At 39.3% G+C, this 19,811-nt stretch carries 16 protein-coding genes and 1 riboswitch; of the genes, 2 read left to right on the forward strand and 14 right to left on the reverse strand.

Annotated elements, in window-relative coordinates; genetic code table 11:
* Window positions 1–12: 12 nt before the first annotated feature.
* The 4 genes from RM545_RS01680 to rsgA form a co-directional block, all read right to left on the reverse strand.
* Window positions 13–1,926 (reverse strand): DUF3858 domain-containing protein, encoded by a 1,914-nt coding sequence (locus tag RM545_RS01680; protein ID WP_311493532.1) that lies wholly within the window; start codon window positions 1,924–1,926, stop codon window positions 13–15.
* 64 nt (window positions 1,927–1,990) lie between these two features.
* Window positions 1,991–4,003 carry a DUF3858 domain-containing protein gene (locus tag RM545_RS01685; protein ID WP_311493533.1) on the reverse strand — a complete coding sequence of 671 codons (2,013 nt, stop codon included), beginning with the start codon at window positions 4,001–4,003 and terminating at the stop codon, window positions 1,991–1,993.
* Between the two features lie 64 nt (window positions 4,004–4,067).
* On the reverse strand, window positions 4,068–4,520 hold the full coding sequence (gene dtd, locus RM545_RS01690; protein ID WP_311493534.1) for a D-aminoacyl-tRNA deacylase: 453 nt from the start codon (window positions 4,518–4,520) through the stop codon (window positions 4,068–4,070).
* Window positions 4,517–5,470, reverse strand: coding sequence for a ribosome small subunit-dependent GTPase A (gene rsgA, locus RM545_RS01695; RefSeq protein ID WP_311493535.1), 954 nt, complete (start codon window positions 5,468–5,470; stop codon window positions 4,517–4,519). The genes dtd and rsgA overlap by 4 nt, the downstream gene beginning before the upstream one ends.
* An 86-nt stretch (window positions 5,471–5,556) precedes the next feature.
* On the opposite strand from rsgA, the gene RM545_RS01700 reads away from it, so the two are divergent.
* On the forward strand, window positions 5,557–6,204 hold the full coding sequence (locus tag RM545_RS01700; protein WP_311493536.1) for a hypothetical protein: 648 nt from the start codon (window positions 5,557–5,559) through the stop codon (window positions 6,202–6,204).
* Window positions 6,205–6,285: 81 nt separating this feature from the next.
* On the opposite strand, the gene RM545_RS01705 is transcribed toward RM545_RS01700, so the two are convergent.
* Genes RM545_RS01705 through RM545_RS01720 form a run of 4 tightly spaced genes read right to left on the reverse strand, consistent with a single transcriptional unit; the run spans window position 6,286 to window position 10,206 of the window.
* Window positions 6,286–7,368, reverse strand: a complete 1,083-nt coding sequence (locus tag RM545_RS01705) for a chorismate mutase (RefSeq protein WP_311493537.1) — start codon at window positions 7,366–7,368, stop codon at window positions 6,286–6,288.
* Window positions 7,369–7,391: 23 nt separating this feature from the next.
* Window positions 7,392–8,240, reverse strand: coding sequence for a prephenate dehydrogenase (locus RM545_RS01710; protein WP_311493538.1), 849 nt, complete (start codon window positions 8,238–8,240; stop codon window positions 7,392–7,394).
* A complete protein-coding gene (locus RM545_RS01715) occupies window positions 8,237–9,382 on the reverse strand; it encodes a pyridoxal phosphate-dependent aminotransferase (protein WP_311493539.1) in 1,146 nt (381 codons plus the stop codon). The genes RM545_RS01710 and RM545_RS01715 overlap by 4 nt, the downstream gene beginning before the upstream one ends.
* On the reverse strand, window positions 9,382–10,206 hold the full coding sequence (locus RM545_RS01720; protein WP_311493540.1) for a prephenate dehydratase: 825 nt from the start codon (window positions 10,204–10,206) through the stop codon (window positions 9,382–9,384). The genes RM545_RS01715 and RM545_RS01720 overlap by 1 nt, the downstream gene beginning before the upstream one ends.
* Before the next feature lie 407 nt (window positions 10,207–10,613).
* Here RM545_RS01720 and gldA point away from each other — a divergent pair, with 407 nt between their 5' ends.
* The gene (gldA, locus tag RM545_RS01725; RefSeq protein WP_311493541.1) at window positions 10,614–11,534 is read left to right on the forward strand and encodes a gliding motility-associated ABC transporter ATP-binding subunit GldA; all 921 of its coding nucleotides are present in this window, start codon (window positions 10,614–10,616) and stop codon (window positions 11,532–11,534) included.
* A 511-nt stretch (window positions 11,535–12,045) separates the two neighbouring features.
* Here the strand turns inward: gldA and RM545_RS01730 are convergent.
* The 6 genes from RM545_RS01730 to RM545_RS01755 form a co-directional block, all read right to left on the reverse strand.
* A complete protein-coding gene (locus RM545_RS01730) occupies window positions 12,046–12,804 on the reverse strand; it encodes a head GIN domain-containing protein (RefSeq protein WP_311493542.1) in 759 nt (252 codons plus the stop codon).
* Between the two features lie 4 nt (window positions 12,805–12,808).
* Complete coding sequence (locus RM545_RS01735; protein WP_311493543.1) at window positions 12,809–13,912, reverse strand: acyloxyacyl hydrolase; 1,104 nt, start codon at window positions 13,910–13,912, stop codon at window positions 12,809–12,811.
* Window positions 13,913–13,973: 61 nt separating this feature from the next.
* On the reverse strand, window positions 13,974–14,927 hold the full coding sequence (gene metF / locus RM545_RS01740; protein ID WP_311493544.1) for a methylenetetrahydrofolate reductase [NAD(P)H]: 954 nt from the start codon (window positions 14,925–14,927) through the stop codon (window positions 13,974–13,976).
* 368 nt (window positions 14,928–15,295) lie between these two features.
* Window positions 15,296–17,974: a methionine synthase gene (metH, locus tag RM545_RS01745; RefSeq protein ID WP_311493545.1), complete on the reverse strand. Its 2,679-nt coding sequence runs from the start codon at window positions 17,972–17,974 to the stop codon at window positions 15,296–15,298.
* A 5-nt stretch (window positions 17,975–17,979) separates the two neighbouring features.
* A complete protein-coding gene (locus tag RM545_RS01750; RefSeq protein ID WP_311493546.1) occupies window positions 17,980–18,999 on the reverse strand; it encodes a homocysteine S-methyltransferase family protein in 1,020 nt (339 codons plus the stop codon).
* Between the two features lie 49 nt (window positions 19,000–19,048).
* Window positions 19,049–19,160: riboswitch (SAM riboswitch) on the reverse strand.
* Between the two features lie 171 nt (window positions 19,161–19,331).
* Window positions 19,332–19,751 carry an OsmC family protein gene (locus RM545_RS01755; protein WP_311493547.1) on the reverse strand — a complete coding sequence of 140 codons (420 nt, stop codon included), beginning with the start codon at window positions 19,749–19,751 and terminating at the stop codon, window positions 19,332–19,334.
* Window positions 19,752–19,811 lie beyond the last annotated feature (60 nt).

Genomic DNA, 19,811 nt, shown 5'->3' on the forward strand with positions numbered 1-19,811 from the left:
TTAGCTATTGAATTAGATTTTCTCTATGATGACCGCTTTTTGATTATTCATATCGCCTATGGCGTTCATAAAACTTTTGAAATCCTGGTAACGTTCCGGAGCCCATTCGCCTTCCTTAAACATAAGCGACCTTCTCACAATTAGTTCCACAGCATTTTCTGTTTCCTGCTTTTCAACCTGAAAGCTAAAACTACCAAAATCTGTGGTTAATTCTGTTCCTTCAGGAAAAGCCTCTACTACATAGGCTTTTGGAATAATATACTTAAAGGTATCTGAATAGGTTTTACCCCGGCTCATTTTGATAGGATGCTGCCTGTTTTTGTCATCCGGCAGTTGCATACGATGATTATTAATAAAATTTAAAGGTAAGAGCATACGACTACCCGCTTTAACTGCAAATTTATCACCGTGGAACATCAGCTGTTCTGTAAACCTGATGGAGTCCTTACTATTAGAATACTTTATCTCATCAAATGAAATATTTCGCAAATGAGACCATTTCTCACGATAATACTGCTTTTGGATTTCCTCGGTTTGCCTGGCTATGGGAAAAATGTCACCATAGGGAATACCTGTACTTTGCCTGTTAAATACGGCATGAAATCCTCCTCCGTCCTCAACGGCAATTGTGCATGTAATTTTCTGAAGGTTATCTTCTGCAGAGTACTTCTTGGTTTTTACAATTTCACCGCCTTCAGGAGTTATTTTTAAGACGTAACGGTCATCAGTAAAATCACCAAGATAATTAAATGGTGAATATTGACTGGTGCACTCAAGCCAGATATCTTCCCCCTCCTCCCGCGGAATATTTAAAATCACATGATTACCTTGCATTTTGGTGAATTTTGGATCTATGTCGATTTTGTCCCCGGAATGAACTACTGTATAGTAAGCCTCAATTCCCTGCGATTTCAAGAGCGCCTTTGTATAGTTGGTTAAGCCTTTACAATCCCCATATCCAAGATGATCAACTTCATTGGCATAGGCTGGTTCCCATCCTCCTATTCCTAATGCGATTGCAATATATCGCGTTTTATTCTGTACATAGTCATAGATTAACTCCGCCTTTTCCTCCAGAGAATTGGCATCTTTAACCAAAGTCCTAACCTGCGCTATAGTTTCTTCAGGCAATTCGTCATGTCCTTTCACCAGATTTTCGTATTGCCATTTACCAAACTCTTTCCAATTTTCGGCCTTGCCATTTACACCGGCTAAGTGGAACTCTCCCAATGCCACAAGAAGTTTTGGAGCTACTTCGGAAAAATCGGGACTTAATGCTTCTTGTTGCATGGCAGCGATATTACGAACTCTATAATGTAGATTAAAATCATCAAAATCCTTTTCCAGTTGCATATTGTCCAGATTGCTTTCTAAAAACCGAAGCGGTGCATGTATTTCATTAATGATCTGATAGGAAGAATTTTCAACACTAATATTATAATTGTTTAACGGCCACCAATCAGGAAGAAAAACACTGTTCACGCTTTCCACCTCGCTGGTATAGCTTATTGTATAAGGGTATGAACGAGGCACATAATCCAGGATGCTCACCCGGTTATCCGCAAATAAGACAAAGGAAGGGTAGTTACTCTGATCACGAAAATCCCTGCTTTTAAATTTCTCAAGCTCTTCTCCATTCCTGTCATAGATCGTAGCCTTCTGCTCTTTGATTTTTTCAGAATTATCATATAATTCATATGCTCCAAGGAACCTATTTCCCTTTTCATTTAAAATGGTAATAACCTTATTTGTTTTTACAACAACTTTATCCAGGTCTTCAATAATTATTTTTCTACTATAGTTTCGAACAACAGCATTGGTATTCTGGAGAAGATTAGAATCAATTTCTGAAACAGGATAAAATTCCTGGCTCTGGATGCATAGAGGATACATAATAACCAGAAATAAAATTTGGAGTTTTTGCATTAGTTTTTTTAATAGTGAATAATAATATCAGGAAGAGAAAATTAACCTACGTTCTATGCTTCACTCAGCCTTTCTTTAAAACAATTTTTTCATTTTCTCCTTCTACACGAAGCTCATAGAACTTCCTTAGTGAAAAATAATCCCCTGAAGAAATATTAGGCTCATTTATAAAGAACCGCGATATTGCCTGAACCATGCCGTCCTGCTCTCTTACACTATAAATAAAAGTCCCAATCTTGTTTGGAAGAGCAATATTTATGGATTTTGGAAGGGATAAAATTTTATGATTCTCCGGAATCTTAATAGTAACGGTTTTTGTGGCTGAAAAAGGATGTATGAAATTTACAGGGAAATTCCTTTCAGTAGATTTAAATGGATTTTCATTTAGCCGAAGAAATAGCATCGGAGAAAAATAAGTGTTATCTCCTATGCGATCCAGACTTTTACCAGATTTGAAACTAAAAGATTCCACTATTGGTTCATTAAAACTAAACACATTCTCTACCTGGAAATCTGTAATCTTATCAATTGCTAATTCCTCTGTGGTCCTTGCTATCATTTCTTCTTTCGAAACACTATTATATTTAGTACGATAATTAAGAGCTTCATTGCCCTTGTACCTTTTCTTCACGTGGCCGGCTAGCACGCCGTCTTCATCTATCTCTGCCACGAGGGTAATATATTCATCAGCAAAAAGACCATCATAAAGATCTACCTCCTGCGAAGCACCAACGGCGCTTATCATGCGACCTTTCCAGTTATACACGCGTGAAGGAAGAACATTAGGTGTGCTGAGTTTATCTGTTGCATCCATCAAAATATTTTTACCAGATACCCTTAGTCCTGCAATAACATAATTGAAACCTTCAAGGGTAGGAAATGATGGAATACCATTGCTTCGTGTACTTACCAGCACTGGATTGGCTTCCAGACCGCATTCTCTCAATAACGCGACAAGCAGAAGGTTTACTTCAGCAACGTTACCTGTTCCATCTTTATAGGCCCTGGATAATCCTTTATCAGTATATTTACTGTAATCTCCATTCCAGGTCATTCTTGCCTTTATAAGATTGAAAGCCTGCTCCATTCTTTCATTTTTATCAGGATATTTTTGTTTCAGCATGTCGGCATTACTTCTTAAAAAATGCGGATCCTGGAGTTGCTTTCCAAAATTTTTAGATTTGAAAATAGATTTTGCCACTTCCGCCCAGTCGGTAGCATAATTTTTGACATTCCCCTCATTAAACTCTGTGGACACTAACTCATAAATAACAGAATACCTGTAGTTATTGACATTGTTGACAAAGGGTTCTGTTTTTAAAGCCGGTATATCCTCTTTTTCGTATTCACTGATGATTTCAGGAAAACTTAGGTTGGCCGAATTAGATCGCATAGTGGTGGTGCCATATCCGCCATATCCGCCATAAGTAAAATTTAAATTTCTTCTCTCGACAGAAGAACGAGGTTCAATCTTAAAAGAACCTTTTTTAATAATACGAAAGCCAAACATTTCAGGATTTCGTATTCTTGAGAAATAATGAGCTACAGGAATATCTTCCTGTAATATGAGATCATCTATTTTCCAAAATGGAGATACCAGGCGATAGCTCCATTCTATAACCGAACCCACTCTTGCTGCGGGCATTGTAAATGCGAATTCGTCCCAATGCTCATTAATGTTCTTCTTGTAAAGAATATCCTCATCCAGCTTTGTTTTGGTAATTTTCCCCTTTTCAAGATTATAAGTAATACCCTCTACTTTATCCAGAAGTTCATTTTCACTATCCCTTTTGAAAACAGGGATTTTCTTAGTAGCATAATCGAGCCCTTCCTTATCCAGAATTTTTATACGCTCCCGCACATCTGTAATAATAGACCAGCCATCCTCTTCAGTATAATCAAAATAAGTTTCTCTGACTTTATAAAGAAAAACTGCAGGCGCAGCAGAATCTAAAGGATAAATTGCAGCTTCTAAATCTTCTGCCGCAATCTTAGGTAACTTGAAATCTTGAGCAACTGCAGAATTAGCTAAAAAAAATAGTACTACTGTATATACTGAAATTTTACTCAGAATCATTAAAAGATTACATTTCTATGGTAGGGTAGATTAATGACTGCAATATATAAAATTTTAAGACTTTTTAACTTTTATTTTTAGAGTCCATGAGAATGGTAACAGGTCCATCATTAATTAATGCTACCTTCATATCTGCCCCAAATTCTCCCGTTCCAACTATTTTATCCAGTTTTTCCGACAGCACTTCAATAAATTTTTCATAGAGAGGAACCGCTACTTCCGGTTTGGCTGCTTTTATATAACTGGGTCGATTTCCTTTTTTAGTGCTGGCATGGAGTGTAAACTGACTTACCACAATTGCGTCCCCATCAATATCCAGTAAGGATAGATTCATCACCTCATCTTCATCATTGAAGATTCGCATTTTTATAATCTTATTACACAGCCATTCGATATCCTCACTTGTATCCTCATCTTCAATACCTAATAAAATAACGAGACCTTGTTTTATTACCGCATTTACACGGTGATTAATAGTTACAGACGCTTCTGAAACCCTTTGTAATACTACTCTCATTTCTTTTGATAATTGTCTATCCTGTAATTCTCATCCTCACCCTCCATTATTTGTAAATAACTTTTATACCTGCACCAGGCTATTTCTCCCTCTTCCAAAGCTTCTTTTACAGCACAATGCGGCTCTTCCAGGTGCAGACAATTATGAAATTTACAATCTTGTTTTAACGCGAAAAATTCCGGAAAGTAATCCCCAATTTCCTCCTTTTCCATATCCACCACTCCAAAACCTTTAATCCCGGGCGTATCAATAATTCTGGCATCGAAACTAAGGTCAAACATTTCAGCAAACGTAGTAGTGTGCTGCCCCTGCCGGTGTTGTTCAGAAATTTCTGAAGTCTTTAAATCCAACGAAGGCTCAAGTGCATTGATTAATGTAGATTTTCCCGTCCCGCTGTGTCCCGAAAACATACTGGTTTTACCAGTCATCATTTCCTTAACCTTCTCTACATTCTTCCCTGTCTTTGCTGAAATTCCCACACATTTATAACCAACGTCCCTGTAAAGTTGAGCGAGAAATTTTACTTCCAGCACTTCTTCTTCAGAATAAGTATCTGTTTTATTAAAGAGGATGACTGCTTCGATATCGTACGCTTCAGCAGTGACCAGAAACCGGTCCATAAATGTTGTAAAAGTAGGTGGGTTATTGAGCGTAACTATAAGGAAAACCTGGTCTATATTTGAAGCTATAATATGGGTTTGCTTAGAAAGGTTGACAGATTTCCGGATAATGTAATTTTCCCGCTCTTCAATTTTCTTGATCACTCCCTGCTGCTCATCTCCTTGCTGGTCTTCCAGATCAAAAACCACTTTATCCCCTACAGCAACGGGATTTGTACTTTTAATCCCCTTAAGGCGGAACTTTCCTTTTATTCGGCAGTTATAGAGTTCTCCTTCTTTGGTTTTTATCAGGTACCAGCTACCTGTAGACTTGTAAACAGTTCCTTTCATCAATTATTAAATTTATACTAATTGCCTTGTAAGATCAATTGAATTTTCGCATACATTTAACCGCTTAAACTTAATCATTGTTCATCATGCAAAAAATTACTAAAAAATCGTTTATTTTCATCTTCTTCATCTTTATGGGGATTACATCCAACGCGCAAACTCACCTGTATGAAAACCCAAATTTTGACCAAATTGCAAAAGAGCACAAAAGAATTGCTATCCTGCCATTTACTGCAAAGGTAAGCCTACGACCTAAACAAATGAAAGAAATTTCAGTTGAACAGCTGGCAGAAATGGAAAAAAGCGAAGGATCTGCTGTACAAGCCGCCATGTACTCATGGTTCCTGAAAAGAAAAAGCCGCGGCAAATTGTTTATTGACGTTCAGGATCCAAAGCGCACTAATGCCATATTGGCGAAGAACAAGATTTATGATCTCACCGCCCTTACACCAGAAGAACTGGCCGAACTCTTAGAAGTGGATGCTGTTATTGGCGGTAACTTTGAAACCGATAAGCCAATGTCTGACGGTGCTTCCATTGCACTTGGCGTTCTTGTTGGTTTTTGGGGAGCCACAAATTCTGCCACGATTAATATGAGCGTAAACAACGCGATGGATGGAGAACTTCTTTGGAATTATAACAAAAGGGTGGTTGGCAGCCTTGGCAGCAGTACAGATGGCTTGATTAATACACTTATGCGTAAAGCCTCAAGACGACTGGCCTACACCAAATAGATTAAAGAGTTAAAAAAGTAAAGCCTCACTACAAGTGAGGCTTTACTTTTTTTAGGAACCACTAATAAACTAAAAGCTCAATTAAGCCTTCATTACTTTTTCCTGATGATTAATAGATTCCTGGTGTACAGCCTTGAAAAGACGTAAAATAAATTCTTCACTAAGACCGTGTTGCTCTCCTTCCAACACCATTTTTCCAAGAATTTCGTTCCATCTTTTAGTCTGAAGAACAGAAACATTCTGTGCTTTTTTAACTTTTCCAATTTCGTCGGAAACTCTCATCCTTTTTGCAAGCAGTTCGATTAACTTATTATCGGCAACATCAATTTGCGCCCTTAGATTGCTGAGTTTATTCTGAAATTCTTCACTTTCTGAAATTTCTTTTCTAATCTTCAAATCTTTCATAATCTGAACTAGTGTTGCAGGAGTTATTTGTTGTGCCGCATCACTCCATGCATCATCAGGAGTATGATGGGTCTCTACCATAATTCCGTCGTAATTTAAATCCAGTGCAGTCTGGCAAAGATCAAAAATAATATCACGACGCCCGGCAATATGGGAAGGATCAAGGATTAATGGAAGATCAGGGAATTTATTCTGAAGTTCAATAGCAATTTGCCACTCGGGGTTGTTTCGGTATTTAGTCTTTTCGTAAGCCGAAAATCCTCTGTGTATTACTCCCAGGTTTTTAATATCTGCAGTATAGAACCGCTCCACAGCTCCTAACCAAAGTGATAAGTCCGGGTTCACCGGGTTCTTTACCAAAACGGTTTTATCTGTTCCCTTTAGTGCATCTGCTATTTCCTGAACAATAAACGGAGAAACAGTAGTACGCGCCCCAATCCAGAGAATATCCACATCATTTTCTAAGGCAAGGTCTACATGAGCAGTGTTTGCAACTTCAGTAGTCGTTAACATTCCGGTCTCTTCCTTTGCCTTTTTAAGCCATTTTAATCCAAGAGCACCAACACCCTCAAAGTTTCCAGGCCTGGTTCTTGGTTTCCAGATTCCCGCTCTTAAAACTGTCGCATCTGTATCTTTTAGCTGATGTGCAATCTTCAAAACCTGCTCCTCTGTTTCGGCGCTGCATGGGCCGGCGATTACCAGAGGATGATCCAGTCCAAAAGCATCCAGCCAGTTTCTAAGTTCTTTCTTGTTTTCCATTTTTCAATATAATTTAAGTAGTATTAGTTGATTCCGTTTAAAATTGTTCTTATATGATTTGTTCTTTCCATTTCGTTAAAGACCTCCTCAAAATCCTCATTTTCGATGAGATCCTTAAATTGGGTAAGATTACTGATGTATCCGTTTAAAGTTTCCAGTACATTCTCCTTATTCTGCTGAAAGATTGGTGTCCACATAGCAGGTGAGCTTTTTGCCAGCCTTACTGTTGAAGCAAAACCACTGCCTGCAAGATCAAAGATATCCCGCTCGTTCTTTTCCTTCTCCAAAACGGTTTTGCCAAGCATAAATGAACTTATATGTGACAGATGGGAGACGTATGCAATGTGCCGGTCATGGGATTCAGGATCCATATACCGTATTCGCATCCCAAGTTTACTGAAGATTTCCAACGCCCTCTCCTGAAGTTTAAAAGCTGTTTTTTCCACTTCACAAATAATATTCGTTTTATCCCTAAAAAGATTCGGAGTTGCAGCTTCGGGTCCGGAATATTCGGTACCTGAAATTGGATGGGCCGCCAAAAAATTCCTTCGGTTTGCATGATTGGAAACCGCCTGGCAGAGCTTTGATTTTGTTGATCCCGCGTCTATAACCAGCGTATTTTCACCAACCTGATCCAGAGCCTTCGAAATCACCCCTAAACTAACATCTACAGGAACGGCCACAAACACTACATCAGCTTCTTTTAAATCTGCCATAGAAGCTTTTTCGTCTATCAGCTTCAATTCCTTGGCCCGCTCAAGATGTGCGTCGCTGGCATCTATTCCGAAGATTTTTGCCTCCGGAAAATTTGCTTTTACATCCAGTGCAAAAGAACCTCCAATAAGTCCGATTCCTATTATATAAACTTTCATTTTTTTACTCGTTTAATGGCTTCGGAAATATTCTCTTCGTTTGTACAAAGGGAAAACCTGATGTAACCTTCTCCCTGGCTGCCAAAAATAAATCCGGGAGCGGTGAAAATATCATGGGTATGTAAAAGATGGTCCACAAAACCTTCTGAAGTTTCTCCTTCCGGCACCTTAGCCCACACAAACATTCCCTGTTGATCTTTTTCCGGAGTGCAATTAAGAGCCTCAGCAAGTTCCAAAACTTTCTCTTTCCGTTGTTTATAAATTTCATTTTGAACGGTAAACCACTTTTTATCCAATCGCAAAGCTTCCGCAGCACCGGCTTGTAAGGGGTAAAACATACCGCTATCCATATTGGTTTTCACCTTCAGGATGGTATTGATGTTTTTTTCACTTCCGCAGAGCATCCCAATACGCCAGCCGGCCATATTAAAACTTTTGCTCAGGGAATTCAGCTCTAGCACAACATCTTTGCAATCTTCAGTTTTCAAAATACTTTCGGGATGGTCATTTAGAATAAAGCTGTAGGGATTATCATTTATGATCAATATTTGCCATTTTTTGGCAAACGCCACTAAATCTGCAAAGAACTTATCGTTAGCCGAAGCACCGGTGGGCATATGAGGGTAATTAACCCACATTAGTTTTACCTTGCTTAAATCTTTTTTAGCTAATTCTTCCAAATCTGGAAGCCAGTTTCCTTTAGCGCTCAAATTATAGTAAACAGCTTCGGCTTCTACCAACTTCGTCACCGAAGAATAGGTTGGGTAACCGGGATTTGGAATTAGAACCTGGTCTCCTTTATTTAAAAAGGCCATGGAAATATGGGTAATACCTTCCTTGCTCCCCATTAACGGAATAATTTCCGTTTCCGGGTCCAGGCTTACATGATAATGGTTTTTATAAAAATCCCGAATGGCATTTCTAAAATCTGCAGTTCCTTTGTATGGCTGGTACTGGTGCGCCCCGGGATCCATAAGCGCCTCGTTCAATTTTGAAATTACCTGTGGCGGCGGTGGCAAATCAGGGCTACCAATTCCTAAATTTATAATCGGTTTTCCCGCTGCCTCTAATGCCCTTACCTCCCTAAGTTTACTGGAAAAGTAGTATTCCTTTACCTCATCTAATCTTTTTGCCTGTACCATTACAAACTATTTTTATATGTGCCCAATACTTTTAACTGCTCAGTCATCACTTCCAAAATCTCCATTGCTTTTTGGAAACTTTCATATTCTTCAAATATCACATCTACAAAAAATGAATATTTCCAGGGTGTTTCTATAATTGGCATACTCTGGATCTTCGTCATATCCAAATCAAAATCCCTGATGATATTTAAAACCGAAACCAGGCTTCCCCGCTTGCTTTCCAGCTCAAATTTTAAAGATGCCTTATTAATAATCTCGCCATTGGGCTCCTTCTTCTTCATACTCAAAATAAGGAAGCGGGTAGCATTACTTTTCTTGGTATGGATACTTTCTGCCAGCATTTCAAGGTTAAAAATCTGCGCTGCAGCTTTACTTGCCACCGCACCAACATGCTTTAGCTCCTTTTCATATATTCTCTTGGCGACTTCAGCGGTATCTGCATCCTCTATTAATTTAATATGCGGAAATTTTTTGAAAAAATCTTTACACTGCAGCAATGCCATGGGATGTGAAAAAACTTTTTTTATCTTTTCTATAGATTGGCCAGGCAAAGCCATCAGGTTCATATCTATTGGGATGTAATGCTCTCCAATAACTTTTATGTTATTTTCGTCGATCATTGCATAATTAGGCAAAATTGAACCTGCAATAGAATTTTCTATAGCCATCACTGCCTCATTTGCTTCTCCGGAAACTAATGCCGAAACGAGCTCTCTAAAAGACATACATTCCAGCACGTTTATACTTTTATGATAGTACTCTTGTGCCACCAAATGATGAAAGGAACCCTGAATTCCCTGAATTGCTACTTTTTTCTCCATTTAAAATTTGCTCTAAAAAAAAAGTCCCGACTTTTAGATCGAGACTCTTATATAATTTCAGCACAGTTAATTACAAAGCATTCCCGATCCTATCTCTGGTATAGAAATAAAAATAATAAAATGCGTTCCAGGTAATTAAGTTGTTCATTGTTTCACTGTTACGTGGCTAAAGTAGCATTAAATTTCAAAAGCAGGAATAGTTTTTCTGCTTTTTTTAACTTTTTATTAATTTCATTTCGGAATTCTGTTTTTACAAAAGGATTACTAAAAATTGTCATTTTTAATAAGTCTTTATTCCGAATAGTTTAAACGAAAATTGCTGCTTTTCAGAAGTAAAAAGAAAACCTACATTTTCCTTAGCACATATGGGTGATAATTAATCGTTACTTTTGAAAGAAAAGAGTTTCATGTCTATCTTAGTTGAAGGAATTTCTAAATTCTACGGAAATCAAAAAGCCCTGGATGCAGTTTCATTTTCTATTGAAAAAGGCGAAATTGTTGGTTTCCTGGGACCTAATGGAGCGGGAAAATCTACTTTAATGAAGATCCTTACTGGCTATTTACCTCCTTCTGAAGGAAAAGCTGAAGTAAACGGAATCCACTTAACAGATGATATTCATCAAATTCAAAAGGGAATTGGCTACTTGCCGGAGCACAACCCGCTATATACTGAAATGTACGTAAGGGAATATCTTGCTTTTAATGCAAAGGTCTACAATATTGATAAAGAGAGAATAGAAGAAGTAATTGAACTTACCCGACTTACTCCTGAAGCGAACAAAAAAATTGAGCAGCTTTCCAAAGGTTACCGGCAGCGTGTTGGCCTGGCTTCAGCATTACTTCATGATCCTGAAGTTCTGATTTTGGACGAACCTACCACCGGGCTGGATCCTAACCAGCTTGTGGAAATCAGGAATCTTATCCGGAATATAGGCAAGAACAAAACTATTTTTCTCTCTACTCATATTATGCAGGAAGTAGAGGCGATTTGCGAAAGGGTAATTATTATAGATCACGGAAAAGTAGTCGCGGACAAGAAAATGGCAGAACTTCGGGACGAAAATGAGCAAATTATCATAGTGGAATTCGATTATCGTATTGAAGATGTTGCCTTCAACAAACTTCCGCATTTAATTAGCGCTAAAAATGTCGGTGGTTTTACCTACGAACTTCATTTTGATACCAGAAAAGATATGCGCCCCGCTGTTTTTGATTTCGCACATGATAACGGACTAAAAACACTTCAGCTAAACCGGAAAACCAAGAACCTGGAAAGTCTTTTTGCCGAACTTACGATCCCCCCAACCCCCGAAGGGGGAGCTTCGTAGAAAAAATTTCACAAGTGAAATTTTTCAATCTCAAAAACGCACTGTTTTGTCAGTTTGAGCGCAGTAGAGAACACATTGTGCTGTTCCCATAAAGAAGATGTTTCCCTGCTTTTAACAAACCCCTCGACTCCGCTCGGGGCGTCATACAATTGCAACGTGAATATCCTGAATTAGAGTCAGTTCCAATCACAGTCGGGAACTTCTAAATTAACTCACTTTAAATAAACGTCCCGGCTTAGAAGTGAACAAAAGAATTTTTAAACGTGTTAGAAGTGAGACATCAAATTTGGCAATTATCGATCTTTTGAAACCAGAAGGGTCAAAAATTTTTTCTTTCTGACTCGGGGATTCGCACTTTAAATCTTTGCTCTTCGAATCCTTCCGGGAAGATATGTCACGCGATGTTTTGTCAGTTCGAGCGCAGTCGAGAACTCATACAAATTACTCTCTTTAAAAGAACCTCTCGACTCCGCTCGAGGTGACTTCATATTTAAAAGCCCCCTTCGGGGATTTAGGGGATGATAAACCTGAGCTTTCCTGTATAGAACTCTTCTACATCAACAACCGGCGGCTTATTAACAGAAATTACATCGCCAAAACTCCTTATCTCACCTTTTACAGATTGCTGCGGATTTATGATCATCTTGTTTGTCCCGCGGTGAAAGATGTCACAATGCTGAATAACCAATTCTGCGGCCTCCAGCCTTCCATCCCCGGCAGCAAAGAACACATTCAGATTTTCCACCTTTCCGGAGAGAAAATAATTGGAATATTGGTCATTCGTAATTCGGAGGTTTTCAACGTCCAGGTTCAGTTTGAAATCTCCAACCGTTCGAAAAGAAGCATCTTCTTCCTGGTTAAAAGATCGCAGCCATAAATTGGCAAATTTCAGGATACCTATACTTTCTATCGTGCTGCCGCTACTATTCTGCAGCCACGTAAGATCGGGAACAGTAACATACACTTTGGTGACCCCATATTCCCGAAAAAGATTGCACGAATTGCCATTTTTAATACTTAACTTGGAATTCTCTACTTCAACCGAAACCTCATCTCTTAAATTTTCTCCGGTTTCCACGATTATCTTCTGCTCTGCCCCCTGCTGAATGAACAATTTCACCCTTTCATAAACTATTATTTCATCAAAAGCTTCTACTTCAACTTCGTCCCGCACCACTTCCCCAGCAGTTTCAAAACAGGTTACAGCCTCTTCCGGAGAACAGCCGGAAAAGAAAAATACGATAAATACTATGTAGAAAATATTCTTCATTTATTTATAATCTATACCCTAAAGAAAATTCGACAGCTTCTGCATTTGCACCATGCGCCCTTACTGTAGCTGATGCCCAGATATGTTCACTCAACTTTCTGCTCAATCCTGCCCTTATGTATAGCTGGTCCACATATTCAGCATAAGGATAGTAAACGTAAAAACCCAGCTGAGTAATGACAGAGAGTTTGTTGAATGTTAGCTGATGACCCGCAAACAGTCCTACGCGATTTGCATCTTCATCACCTGTGGTATGGCCGTTTGGAAAAGCCACCGACTGGTAATAAATATATTCTTCCAGGGCTTTGGAATAGAAAAACTCCGCACCTGCCTGCAAAGTGCTTTTTCTGTTAATCACTTTATCTGCAAATACCGTAGCCGTTAAAAAAGGATATCGTGCAGATCCTATAACTCCCATGGTATTTACTCCGCCGCGAACAGCAAAATTCAAGTGAACCGGTTCGGAGTATTTAATTTTCTCCGAATCCTTAGCAATATATTCCGGAGCATTTTCATAATCCAGCATATAATTTACTCCCACATTAAATGCCAACGTATTTGTACTGCTATTAGGAGATTTAAAATCGGCATTGGAATAATGAAGCAGCGAAACTCCCGCCTGCAATCCAAATCCTTTGTAAATATTTTCCCTGTGGAAATTACCCATGAGGTAAGTGGAACTTAAAATTTGGGAACCGTATGCGTTGTTCCGGTAATTATCGTCCGGATGATATGGATTTGAAGCATAGGCCAGTCCCTGCCCTACCCTAAACATCAAATTCCGCTGTAAAAAGTAAAAACTTAAATGAGCAAAAAGTCCGAAGTTCTCTCCAAGTTGCTGATTTTTTAGATCCTGATAAGTAAAAGAATAGCCCACATCGGGATAGTTGTAACGCCGTTCCCACGCTTCAAATCCATAGGTTTTTCGCTGAAAACTGAGGATTATTCCCGTGGGATGGTCCGTAATAAGGTGGGAGATATCCGGACTATGTTCTAAAATTGTTCCATAGAAATAATTGGCATCTACCGAATAAAATTTGGGAGCTTTATCCTGCGCATTAATTATTCCGCAGCAAAACAAATGTAGGTAGAGGACAAATCTATTCATGGCACGGCAAATCTAATACATTTGCGATAATTGCCATTTTTGGCATCTCTCTTATTTTCCGCTAAAAAATTGCCTCTGCAATTTTTTGAATATTAGAGCTTTTCCCCATAGAGTAGTAGTGCAAAACCGGAACCCCGGCATCCATCAATTCTTTAGATTGTGAGATACACCAATCTACACCTACCTGTCGTACTTCTGCATTACTTTTGCACTTTTCAACTTCTGAAATTAATTCTTCCGGAAGATCTATTCTAAAAACCTGCGGCAGTAATTGCAGGTGCCTCATTGTGGCTATTGGTTTTATGCCAGGTATAATTGGCACGTTAATTCCAGCTTTTTTGGCATCTTCCACAAACTTGAAATATTTGCTATTATCAAAAAACATTTGTGTTACGATATAATCTGCCCCTTTATCTACTTTTTCTTTCAACCGCCGGAGATCTGATTTTAAGGAAGGGGCTTCCAAATGTTTTTCAGGATAGCCCGCGACTCCAATACAAAAATCAGCCTTGTGATCTGCCTCGATAACATCGTGCAAATATTTTCCCTGATTTAAACCCTGAATTTGCTCCACCAACTCACAGGCGTAATTATTACCACCTTCTGAAGGTTCAAAATATTTTTGATGGCTCATCGCATCACCACGCAGCGCCATTACATTTTCAATACCCAAATAATGGCAATCCACCAGCAGATACTCAGTTTCCTGCTTGGTAAAACCTCCGCAAAGCACATGAGGAACTGTATCTACATTGTATTTATGTTTAATTGCGGCACAAATACCCACCGTTCCAGGGCGCATACGTGTAATTTGCCTGTCCAGAAGCCCTTCTCTTTCCACATATACATATTCTTCCCGGGAAGTTGTCACATCTATAAAAGGTGGCTGGAATTCCATTAAAGGATCTATGTTATCATATAGCTCCTGAATATTTTTCCCCTTTTTTGGTGGAATAATTTCGAAGGAAAACAATGTTTTGCCTTTTGCATTTTTAATGTGTTCTGTAACTTTCATTTAAATCTAAAATTTCTTTATATGTGGGCGTTGCCTTACAGGCCGGGCTTTACGCTATATCTTTTTTTCCTGCACTCCGCTTCGCTATGTGCCGGTAAAAAAAGGATGCCGCTGCAATCCCTAACGCATTTAATTCCTCTAATTTATTATTCTTTTATTCAAAAGCGCGAAACCAAATCTTGAGCAGCTAAATTAAATGTAGCTTAATGCTTGTCTACACTTTTCCGCGACTCTAAGACCGATCATTCTTTCCAGACCTACAAGGTTCTAAAAACCTTGCAGGTCTACCGAGTTTTTTTCCAGACCTCACAGGTTTTAAAAACCGGTGAGGTCCCTAATTCTCAATATTTCAATCCAACTTCTCACTCCTAATCTGCAATATTCGGATTTAGCCATTTCTCTGCTTTTTCGAAGGATATACCTTTCCTTTCGGCAAAATCCTTTACCTGATCCTCTTTTATTTTTCCGAGTCCGAAATAACGTGCTTCAGGATTCGCAAAATAGTAACCACTTACACTTGCGGCCGGCCACATGGCGAGGCTTTCAGTTAACTTGACGCCAATTCGCTCCTCCACTTTTAAAAGCTCCCAAATACTTAACTTCTCAAGGTGATCGGGACAGGCGGGATAGCCCGGTGCCGGTCTTATTCCTTTATAAGTTTCCTTAATCAATTCTTCATTAGAAAGATCTTCATCTGGCGCATAACCCCAATCTTCAGTACGGACCTGCTTATGAAGATATTCTGCAAAAGCTTCAGCTAAACGGTCGGCAAGAGCCTTGATCATTATAGAATTATAATCATCGTGATCTTTTTCAAATTGTGCCGCCAATTCACTGGTTCCAAATCCTGTACTTACGCAAAAGAAACCAAGGTAATCCTGAATTCCGGTTTCCTTTGGCGCTATAAAATCTGCAAGGGCGAAATTTGGCTTTTCACCGTGCTTCTTAAGCTGCTGCCTTAATGTGCGAAAAAGCATCGTTTTGTCTTCGGAATCTTCTTTATAACTGACTTCAATATCATCATTATTGACTGTGTTAGCTTCAAATAGTCCAAATACTGCTTTTGCTTTCAGGAGCTTTTCATCAAGAATCCTGTTCAACATACGTTTTGCATCTTCAAACAGAATACCAGCCTGTTCCCCTACCTTTTCATCCTTCAAAATATCCGGGTAACGGCCATGTAAATCCCAACTTCTAAAAAACGGACTCCAGTCAATATACTTAACCAACTTCCTGATATCAAACTCTTCAATTATGTGGATACCGGGTTTATTTGGATTTTTTATCGACGTGTTTTTCCAATCAATCTGGTACTTATTTCGTCGGGCCTGCGACAGGTTAAGGAAACTCTTAACTTTACCACGCTTTTTAAAGTTCGCCCGGAATTTATCATACTCTTCCTTAAGATCGCTCTTATATTTTTCCCGGGTACTTTCCTTCAACAAGTCACCTACCACCGTTACAGCTCGCGAAGCATCATTAACATGCGCTACAGCATAATTATATTGCGGATCTATTTTTACGGCAGTATGAGCTTTAGAAGTTGTCGCACCACCAATCAACAAAGGCACCTCAAAGTTCTGACGCTGCATTTCTTTCGCAAGAAAAACCATTTCATCCAGCGAAGGTGTGATTAAACCACTCAGCCCAATCGCATCCACATTTTCAGCTTTGGCAGTTTCAATAATCTTTTCTGAAGGTACCATCACTCCCAGATCGATAATTTCATAATTATTACAGCCCAAAACAACACTTACGATATTTTTACCAATATCGTGCACATCTCCTTTTACCGTTGCCATAAGGACCTTCCCTGCCGACTGCCGTTTCTGTGATTTATCAGCTTCAATATACGGGAGCAGATAAGCAACCGCTTTTTTCATCACCCGGGCAGACTTAACTACCTGCGGAAGGAACATTTTCCCGCTTCCGAATAAATCACCAACCACATTCATCCCAATCATCAGGTGGCCTTCAATAACTTCTATAGGTTTATCTGCTTCCTGCCGGGCTTCTTCGATATCATCGAGAATATAAGCATCTATTCCTTTTACCAGGGCATGGGTAATCCTGTCCTGCAACGGCTTTTCCCTCCAGGAAAGATCTACCTTGCTTTCACGTTTTGTACCTACAACATTTTCTGCAAAATCCAGCATGCGCTCGGTTGCATCTTCTCTTCTGTCCAGAATTACGTCTTCTACATGTTCGAGTAAATCTTTCGGAATATTGTCGTAAACATCCAGAAGTGCAGGGTTTACAATTCCCATGTTCATTCCTGCCTTTATGGCGTGATATAAGAAAACAGAATGCATCGCCTCCCTTACAGGATCATTTCCCCGGAAGGAGAAAGAAACATTACTAACCCCACCACTTACACTGCAATGCGGAAGGTTTTCTCTAACCCAGCGTGTTCCTTCAATAAAATCTATCGCGTTACGCTTATGTTCGTCCATTCCTGTTCCCACAGGAAAGATATTAAGGTCAAAAATGATATCTTCCGGAGGAAATTTAACTTTGTTAACCAGGATATCGTAGGATCTTTTGGCAATCTCCACACGGCGTTCATAATTATCAGCCTGTCCTACTTCGTCAAAAGCCATCACAATTACCGCAGCACCGTATCGCTTTATTTTTCTCGCGTTAGTTACAAATTCTTCTTCTCCTTCTTTTAAACTGATGGAGTTCACCACACATTTACCCTGCACCACCTGAAGCCCCGCCTCGATAATTTCCCATTTTGAGCTATCAATCATAATAGGCACCCGGGCAATATCCGGCTCGGCAACTACCAGGTTCAGGAATTTCACCATGGCTTCTTTGCCATCGATAAGACCATCATCCATGTTGATATCGATGATCTGTGCGCCGCCGTCTACCTGATCTCTTGCAACTTCCAGGGCTTCATCAAACTTCTCTTCTTTAATAAGCCGCAGGAACTTCTTTGATCCTGCAACGTTAGTACGCTCCCCAACATTGACAAAATTGCTGTCGGGAGTAATTACTAAAGGCTCAAGGCCAGAGAGTTTTAAAGGTCTAATTTCTGACATAGAGATTATATGCTTTCTGTATATTGAATCTTGGTTGGAATTTCACGCGGCTCATAATTTTTAACAATATCTGCAATGGCCCTAATGTGCCGGGGTGTGGTGCCACAGCAACCACCAATAATATTCACCAGTCGCTTTTCAAGATATTCATTAATCTGACTTGCCATTTCTTCAGCATCCTGATCGTATTCTCCAAAGGCATTTGGCAATCCCGCATTGGGATAGGCTGACACTCCGGAATTTGCGTACCTGTTAAGAACTTCAAGATGCGGAGTGAGCTGTTTTGCACCTAGAGCACAATTAAACCCTATACTTAAAAGTGGAATATGGGAAACCGAAATCAGGAAAGCTTCAGCAGTTTGTCCGGAAAGGGTTCTCCCTGAAGCATCTGTAATAGTTCCGCTAATCATCACCGGAACATCTACGTTTAATTCCTCCTTAAGTTCATCTATGGCAAACAAGGCTGCCTTTGCGTTAAGAGTATCAAATACCGTTTCCACCAGCAGAATATCCACTCCGCCGTCTATTAACGCCTGTGCCTGTTGCCGGTAAGCCACCTTAAGCTCTTCAAAAGAAATTGCCCTGTACCCGGGATCATTAACATCTGGCGACATGCTCGCCGTTTTATTTGTGGGACCAATTGCACCCGCCACGAAGCGAGGCTTTTCAGGATTTTCTGCAGTAAGATCTGTAGCTACTTTTTTCGCAATCCTCGCAGACTCATAATTCAGCTCATAAACAAGACCTTCCATCTGGTAATCTGCCATAGCAATGGTAGTCCCAGAGAAGGTATTAGTTTCCACAATATCGGCACCGGCAAGAAAATACTTCCGGTGAATTTCGGCAATTGCCTCAGGTTGCGTTAAAGAAAGTAAGTCATTATTACCCTGCAAGCAAACCGGCCAGTCCTTAAAACGTTCTCCACGGAAGTCTTCTTCAGAAAATTTATATTCCTGAAGCATGGTACCCATTGCACCATCTAAAACAAGTATTTTTTGAGAAATCAGATCTTCTATTCTTGACATGCTATTCGTTTCAAAATATTATCAAAAAAGAAGAGAGGAAAGGATTCTTTTGTTATCTATCCACAGCGTTTCCTGAGTGGTAGAACGTAGCACCTTCTCCCATTACAGGAGGGTTGCCAAGGCTTCAGCGGGTCTAATCCCTCAACCTTTCTTGATAACGATGTTTAAATTTATGAACTTAGGTAGCAAATATAAGGCTAAGGCCTGAATTTGCAAGTGAATTAAACAGAAAGTTAAAAAGGTAAAGAAGGAAAAAATTATGTAGTGAATTCTCTACTTATTATCTTTCCATCCTTCATCTCATTAACTCTTTCTCTCTTTAATTTGAAGTTTTAAATGAGCTTTTCATTCAAATTAACTTCAAAAGATATTTCAGCAGCTTTTTCCAGCATTTTTGATACTGAACAGTATTTCTCCATAGAGAGACTTACTGCCCTTTTTGCCTTTGCTTCCGGAATGTCTCCCTTCAGCTTAAAATTAAGATGGATTTTTTTAAAAACATTAGGAATTGCTCCGTCTTCCCGGAATCCTTCAACTTCCACCTGAAGGTCATCCAGTTCTAAATGTTGTTTCTTTAAAATCATCACCACATCAATACTGCTGCAGCCGGCTACACCCCTTAGTAAAAGATCCATAGGACTCGATCCCTGCGGATTTTCTTCAGATTTATTATCCAAATGGACTATGTCCCCACGTTCGTTCTTTGTTTCGAAATGGTAATTGTTGTTAAGCCTTTTTAAATTGATTTTCATAAAACCGGAATTTTACCCAAAGTTAAAATTTCTCTGCATTCAGGCCAATTTAAAGTACCC

Origin of the sequence: Autumnicola lenta (genome assembly GCF_031846515.1) — a bacterium.
GTDB lineage: Bacteria > Bacteroidota > Bacteroidia > Flavobacteriales > Flavobacteriaceae > Autumnicola > Autumnicola lenta.